A 6,310-nucleotide genomic window follows, 5' to 3' on the forward strand; every position below is an offset into this window, starting at 1 on the left:
CTCGTTCCCGCTTCCCCGGACCTCCGGCCCTCACTTGACGGACCCCAGGTCGGCGTCGTCGGGGAGGCCGTCGACCAGCAGGGTGGTCTCCACGACCTGCTGGAAGCGGCCGTCGGGGGCCATCCGGGCGAAGAGGTACACCTCGATGCGCGAGACCCGCCCGTTGTCCCGCTCGACGGTGACGGTGTGCCGGTCGGCGTAGCGCGGTCCGTCGCGCAGTTCCTCGTGGACCTCGATGCTTCCGCCGCGGACCAGGGTGCGCAGGCGCGCCATGTGCTGGACGAAGCCGGCGCGGTCGCTCCACACGCCGTTGGTGCGCTGGCGGTAGTCGGGGGTGAAGTGCCGTGCGACGGCCTCCTCGAGATCGAGGCCGGGGGTGAAGAGCAGGTCGTTGAGGGCGCGGGTGATGTCGGTCGCGGTCATGGATGCCTTCGCAGGGGGTGGGGGGACGGTGGAACGGAAGGAGGGAGTACGGGCGTCAGCCGCGCACCGGCGCGAAGTCCAGCGGCAGGGCCACGGGGCCCCGGGTGTACAGCCCGGCCTCCCGGTAGCGGGAGCCGGGGGTGTGGCGGACCCGGTCGAGCAGGGGCAGGAGCATCCCGGCGACGGTCTCGGTCTCGGCGCGCACGAAGGCGGCGCCGACGCACTGGTGCAGCCCGGCACCGAAGGCCAGGTGCTGGGCGGCCGCGGTGAAGGAGCGGGCAGTGCCCAGGTCCGGGCGGTGGATGTCGAAGGAGTCCGGGGCGGTGAAGGCCTCGGGGTCGCGGTTGGCCGCGCCGATCATGCAGAAGACGGTGGCGCCCGCCGGAATGGTGGCGTCGCCGAAGACGGTGTGGGCCTGCGCCCTGCGCGGGATGAGCTGCACCGGCGGGGTGAGGCGCAGGGTCTCGGCGATCGCGGCGGGCAGGAGGGCGGGGTCCCGGCGCACCTCGGCCATCTGCCCGGGATGGTCGATCAGGTGCTTGAAGAGCAGGGCGAGCGTCTTGTCCGCGGGCTCGGTGGCGGCCACCAGGACGTTGATGACGAGCGCGGTGACGTCGCGGTCGCTCATCGCGATGCCGTCGGACCCGGCGGCGCACAGCTGCGACATGAGGTCCGGGCCGGGGTCGCGGCGGCGCTGCTCGATGACGGGGCGCAGGTAGGCCTCCAGCTGTTCGGCGCAGTCCAGGCAGTGGCGGCGGCGCTCGGGGGAGAGTTCCAGGCTGGTGATGAACTCGGTGATTCCGGCGTTCCAGCCGGCGACCCGCTCCCGGTCCTTCGGGTCCAGCCCGAGGACGTCCATGGTCACGCGGACGGCGAGCGGCTTGCCGAAGTCACCCACCAGGTCGATCCGGCCTTCGGGGAGGAAGGGCGCGATGAGTTCCGCCGCGTTGGCGCGGACGGCGTGGAGATGGTCCTGGAGGGCCCGGCCGGTGAAGGCCCGTACGACGGTCTTCCGTTTGGCGGTGTGCTCGGCCCCGGTCATCTGCGCGAGGACCCGCCCCCGCATCACCGGTTCGGCGCGCACCTGGAGCGTCTCGGTGGTGAACGCCTCGTGGTCGGTCAGCACCCGCCTCACGTCCGCGTGGCGGGAGAGGAACCAGCTGTCGATCCCGGGCTCGTAGTGCACCGGAAACCGGTCCCTGAAGGAGGCGAACCAGCGGGAGGGATCGGAGGCGAAGTCCTCGGAAAGGACGCTGACATCGGGAACGGCCACGGGCATGGGGGGACCTCTCGACGTGCAAGGTGCGAAGGAGCCGGTCCGTCGCACGGACCCGCCCGGTGGGCAGGACGAGCGAACGGAGCCGCAGGTTGCCTCCGTCGCCTGCGTCATTGTCAGGGACACGGCGTGACTGACGCGCGAACGGGCACGTTCCGGGCGGTCGGCGTGACCATCCGACCAGTGCCTGGCTCCGGCGCCGTACGGTCGGCACCCGGGTTCCGAAACCTTGTGCGCGGTAAGCGAGTTGCCTACCCTCCTGGGGTTGCTGTGCTGTCACCCGGGACAACCGAAGGCCCCTCGCGCCCGAAACCCGATCACCGGGAATCGGAGCCACCGTGCCCAGTCATGACACCCCGTCGGCCCGTCCGTCGGACGAGATCGTCGAGCCGTTGCGATCCGCGCTCGGAGAGAGCGTCCGCGCTCCTGGAACCGCGGAGTACGAGAACGCCCTGGCGCGCGTCTTCTTCCCCGAGGCCGCCCGTCGGCGGCCTGCGTGCGTCGTGGCAGCCCGTACGACCCAGGACGTCGCGACCGTCATGAAGGTCGCGGCGGAGGCCGGAGTCCGGGTGACCGTGCGCGGCGGCGGTCTGAGTTCGAACTGCGTCGCAGACGGGGCCGTCATGCTGGACCTCTCGGCGCACCGGAACACCGCCCGCCCGGCCGGGGACCGCGTGGTCGTCGGCGGTGGGGCGACCATGGCGACCCTGCTCGGGGCCCTCGCCCCGGCGGCTCGCGCGGTGCCGGTCGGCGTCGTCGGACACACCGGCCTCGGGATGGCCACCCGAGGGGGCATCGGCCATCTGACGAGATCCCTGGGGCTCACCGTCGATCATCTCGTGGAGGCCGAACTGGTACTCCCCTCCGGCGACATCGTCCGCCTCTCGGAGCGGAGTTCGGGCGAGGAAGCCGATCTGTGGTGGGCGGTCCGCGGCGGGGCGCCCTGCGTCGGCGTGGTCACCTCCGCGGCGTTCCGGACCCACGAGGTCCCGCCGGTCCGGGTCGACCGGGCGGTGGTGGGACTCGACGCGCTCGCCGCCTACTTCCGGGTCGCTCCGGAACTTCCGCGGGACATCAGCATGAGCGCGGTCCTCGGCCGCACCTCCCTCTCGCCGGCCGAGCCGGTCGTGCTCGTCTACACGGCGTGCGCGAGCCGCCTCGACAGCGTCGTCGAGCGGGCCAGGGCCGCCACCACCGCCGTCGTCGCCGGCGCCGCCTCCCCGGCGCTCCACCGTTCGGAGACGACGGGCCGCTATCCGGCCGGGCTGCCCGAGTTCTCGATCCCCGGCGCGGGCGGCACCGAGCCGGAGCCGGTCCGGCTGCCCGAGCCGGGAGACGGTCCGCGCGGTTCGTTCTTCGGGAAGGCGGCCTTCACCGGCCCCACGCTCGATGCCACCGTCGCCGAGGCGCTCGCGGACCGGATCCGCACCGCACCCACGAAGGCGTGCCGCATCGACTTCCAGCACACCGGCGGGGCCCTGGCCGACGTCGAGGACACCGCCACCGCGTTCTGGGGCAGGAACGCCGAATGGAGCGTCCCCCTGAACGCGATCTGGGACGACGCCTCCGACACCGAGGCCTGCACGACGTGGGCCCGCGACACCCTGCGGGCCCTGGGTACGCACACCATCGGGGCCTACAGCGTCGAACTGCGGCCGGGCCTCCCGGAGACCGATGCCGAAACCCGTGCGGCCTACGGCGGCAACCTGGCCCGGCTCCGGGCCCTTCAGCACCGCTACGACAGCAAGGGACTGCTCGCGCCGCCGCTGCTTCCCTGAGCCGACCCGCCGGCGCGGTATCAGCCCGCACCGCCCCAATCCGGCGTCAGGCCGCAGTAGTTGTCGGTCCGGGAGCGCGGCGGTTGACAACGTTTCCATTGCGGCGGCCGAGCAATCTGTCCAGAAGACTTCCAGCGTGATGCGACATGTGAAATTTTACATGTCACACATCAACGGCTCGTGTCCCAACACGCGGCCACAACGGCCCCGGAGGCCCCCACAGATGCTTTCCTCCCGCATAACGAAGGCCGGCGCGCGCAGACTTCCTGCGCTCGGCGCGGTCGTCTTCCTTGCGCTCGGTCTGCTCGCGCCACAGAGCCAGGCCGCCTCCGCCGGCCCGGCGGTCCCCGCCCGTGCGAGTGGACCCGCCTCCTCCGCCCCGCGGTCGATCCCCGTCCCCAAGTCGCCCGATGCGATGAACAACGGCTCGCGCTTGCGGATCTCCTCCCAGGACAGCGCCCTGGAGTCCACTCCGGCGGCCCCCATCCCCTCCCCCGCCCCCACTCTCAGGACCGACAAGGCCGATAGGACCGACAAGGCCGGCAAGCGGCTCTCGGCCGCCGCGGGGGACGACTGCGGCGACCTCTCCGGCGTGATCGACGCGACGGGCAGCGCGCTGGTCCAGCAGCTCAAGTCCCTCCCCCGGATCAACTGCACCTACCCGCTGTTCGGCCTCACCGGGGAGAACGCGCGCAAGGCCTTCCGCGAAGCCCAGATGGTTTCCGTCGCCGACGCGCTGCGCGACGCCTCCGCCACCTACTCGGGCGACAACAGCGCCTCCGTGGGCCAGTTGGTGCTGTTCCTGCGCGCCGGCTACTACGTGCAGGACAACAACGCGGACGTCGTCGGCGCCTACGGCACGGCACTGGACAGCGCCGCACGCGGCGCCCTGGACGCCTTCTTCGCCTCCCCGCGCAGCAAGGACGTCACCGACGCCAACGGCGAGATCTTCAACGAGGTCGTCACCCTGATCGACAGCACCCACACCGCCGGCCGCTACGCCGGCGTGGTCAAGTGGATGCTCGGCCGTTACGACGCCACGTGGCCCGGCCAGATGAACCTCGCCATGCAGCACGTCGAGTGGGTCGTCGAGAACGGTTTCAAGGCCAAGAACGACGCCCGCGGCTGGCGGGCCGCCCTCAAGGCCGATCCCGCCGTCCTCGACACCTGGGCCGGCTTCATCACCCGCAACGGCGCGCAGCTGAACCGCCTGGACGTCGTCAGCAACGTCGGCCGCTACCTCGGCTACGCCCTCGACGTCCCCGAACTCAAGGACCGGGTCCGGCCGCTGCTGAAGGACCTCATCAACCGCTACCCGAACGTCGGCCCCACCGCCCCGATCACCATGAACCTGGGCTGGTACACGCGCCAGTACGACCGCGGCAACTGCGCGGCCTACGCCATATGCGACCTCGGCGAGCGCGTACTCCCGGTGATCCTGCCGATCCAGCACACGTGCACGCCGGCCCTGAAGATCCGCGCCCAGGACATGTCCCCCGGCCAGCTGGACAGCACCTGCACCAGCCTGGTCAATCAGGACGCGTACTTCCACCGGGTCATCGGCGACAAGGGCCCGATCCCCGGTGACGTGAACACCAACCTCGAGGTCATCGTCTTCGACGACTACACCCAGTACTCGCTGTACGCCTGGGCCATCTACAACATCGACGTCGACAACGGCGGCATGTACGAGGAGGGCAACCCGTCCGCCGCCGGCAACCAGGCCCGCTTCATCGCCCACGAGGCCCACTGGCTGCGCCCCGACTTCCAGATCTGGAACCTCAACCACGAGTACACCCACTACCTCGACGGCCGCTACAACATGGCCGGAGACTTCGACGCGAGCCTGACCACGCCGACCATCTGGTGGGTCGAGGGCATCGCCGAGAACATCTCGTTCGGCTACCGGGGCGAGCGCAACGCCGACGCGATCGCCGAGGCGCGCAAGAACACGTACAAGCTGAGCGACCTGTTCGACACCGTCTACGGTCAGGACGAGAACCCCGACGTCAACTCGAACCGGGTCTACCGCTGGGGCTTCCTCGCGGTCCGGTACATGCTGCAGGCGCATCCGGGCGACGTGCAGACCGTACTCGGCAAGTACCGCGCCGGTGACTGGAACGGTGCGCGCACCTTCCTGAAGCAGACCATCGGCACCGACTACGACGCCGGCTTCGCCACCTGGCTGTCGACCGCCTGCGCGACGAACGACTGCGGCGCGCTGCCGGAGGCTCCGTCCATCGCGCAGTGCACCCTCGCGGATCCGCGTCAGTTCGACCAGAACTGCCGCCGGGACGGCCTCGCGGCCTCCGCGGGCAACTACAGCTACCACTTCGTGTACCTGCCGGCCGGCGTCAAGCAGCTGACCATCACCAGCAGTGGCGGCACCGGCAACGCCGATCTGTACTACGCGGGCAGCAGCTGGGCCACCACCGGCAGCTACCAGGCGAAGTCCGCGAACGCGGGCAACGGCGAGACGCTGACGATCGACAACCCGCCGTCGGGCTGGGTCTACTTCAGCCTCGCCGCCGCGCAGGACTTCAGCGGGGTGAGTCTCTCCACACAGTCGAAGTAACCCGCCCTCGCCGCGACGGTGGCGGCCGCGTACGCGAAGACGCCCGGCGGGGAGTCCCTGCCGGGCGTCTTGCGTGCGACTGCTGCCTGTGCTGCTGCCTGTGCTGTTGCCTGTGCTGCAGGCGGCTCAGTACCAGTGGTTGGCGGACCAGAAGTTCCAGGCACCGACCGGGCTGCCGTAGCGGGAGTTCATGTAGTCCAGGCCCCACTTGATCTGGGTGGCCGGGTTGGTCTTCCAGTCCGCACCCGCCGAGGCCAT

General features: G+C 70.8%; 5 protein-coding genes. 2 read left to right on the forward strand and 3 right to left on the reverse strand.

Annotated elements, in window-relative coordinates; translation table 11 throughout:
* Positions 1-30: 30 nt before the first annotated feature.
* Together ACZ6Y1_RS31255 and ACZ6Y1_RS31260 are read right to left on the reverse strand one after the other, a co-directional pair.
* Positions 31-423, reverse strand: a complete 393-nt coding sequence (locus ACZ6Y1_RS31255) for a nuclear transport factor 2 family protein (RefSeq protein ID WP_469637547.1) — start codon at positions 421-423, stop codon at positions 31-33.
* A gap of 55 nt (positions 424-478) precedes the next feature.
* Positions 479-1,696, reverse strand: coding sequence for a cytochrome P450 (locus tag ACZ6Y1_RS31260; RefSeq protein WP_469637550.1), 1,218 nt, complete (start codon positions 1,694-1,696; stop codon positions 479-481).
* Positions 1,697-2,037: 341 nt separating this feature from the next.
* On the opposite strand from ACZ6Y1_RS31260, the gene ACZ6Y1_RS31265 reads away from it, so the two are divergent.
* Together ACZ6Y1_RS31265 and ACZ6Y1_RS31270 are read left to right on the forward strand one after the other, a co-directional pair.
* A complete protein-coding gene (locus tag ACZ6Y1_RS31265) occupies positions 2,038-3,477 on the forward strand; it encodes an FAD-binding oxidoreductase (protein ID WP_469637553.1) in 1,440 nt (479 codons plus the stop codon).
* Between the two features lie 223 nt (positions 3,478-3,700).
* The gene (locus ACZ6Y1_RS31270; protein WP_469637558.1) at positions 3,701-6,052 is read left to right on the forward strand and encodes a M9 family metallopeptidase; all 2,352 of its coding nucleotides are present in this window, start codon (positions 3,701-3,703) and stop codon (positions 6,050-6,052) included.
* 126 nt (positions 6,053-6,178) lie between these two features.
* Here the strand turns inward: ACZ6Y1_RS31270 and ACZ6Y1_RS31275 are convergent.
* On the reverse strand, positions 6,179-6,310 hold a 132-nt coding region (locus tag ACZ6Y1_RS31275), incomplete at its 5' end, for an aggregation-promoting factor C-terminal-like domain-containing protein (protein ID WP_469637577.1).

Source organism: Streptomyces sp. NPDC053432, from assembly GCF_055585365.1.

Bases quoted from the DNA above. Each gene is read 5' to 3' on its own strand.
- ACZ6Y1_RS31270 (WP_469637558.1), top strand. From the start codon at position 3,701: ATGCTTTCCTCCCGCATAACGAAGGCCGGCGCGCGCAGACTTCCTGCG.
- ACZ6Y1_RS31255 (WP_469637547.1), bottom strand. From the start codon at position 423: ATGACCGCGACCGACATCACCCGCGCCCTCAACGACCTGCTCTTCACC.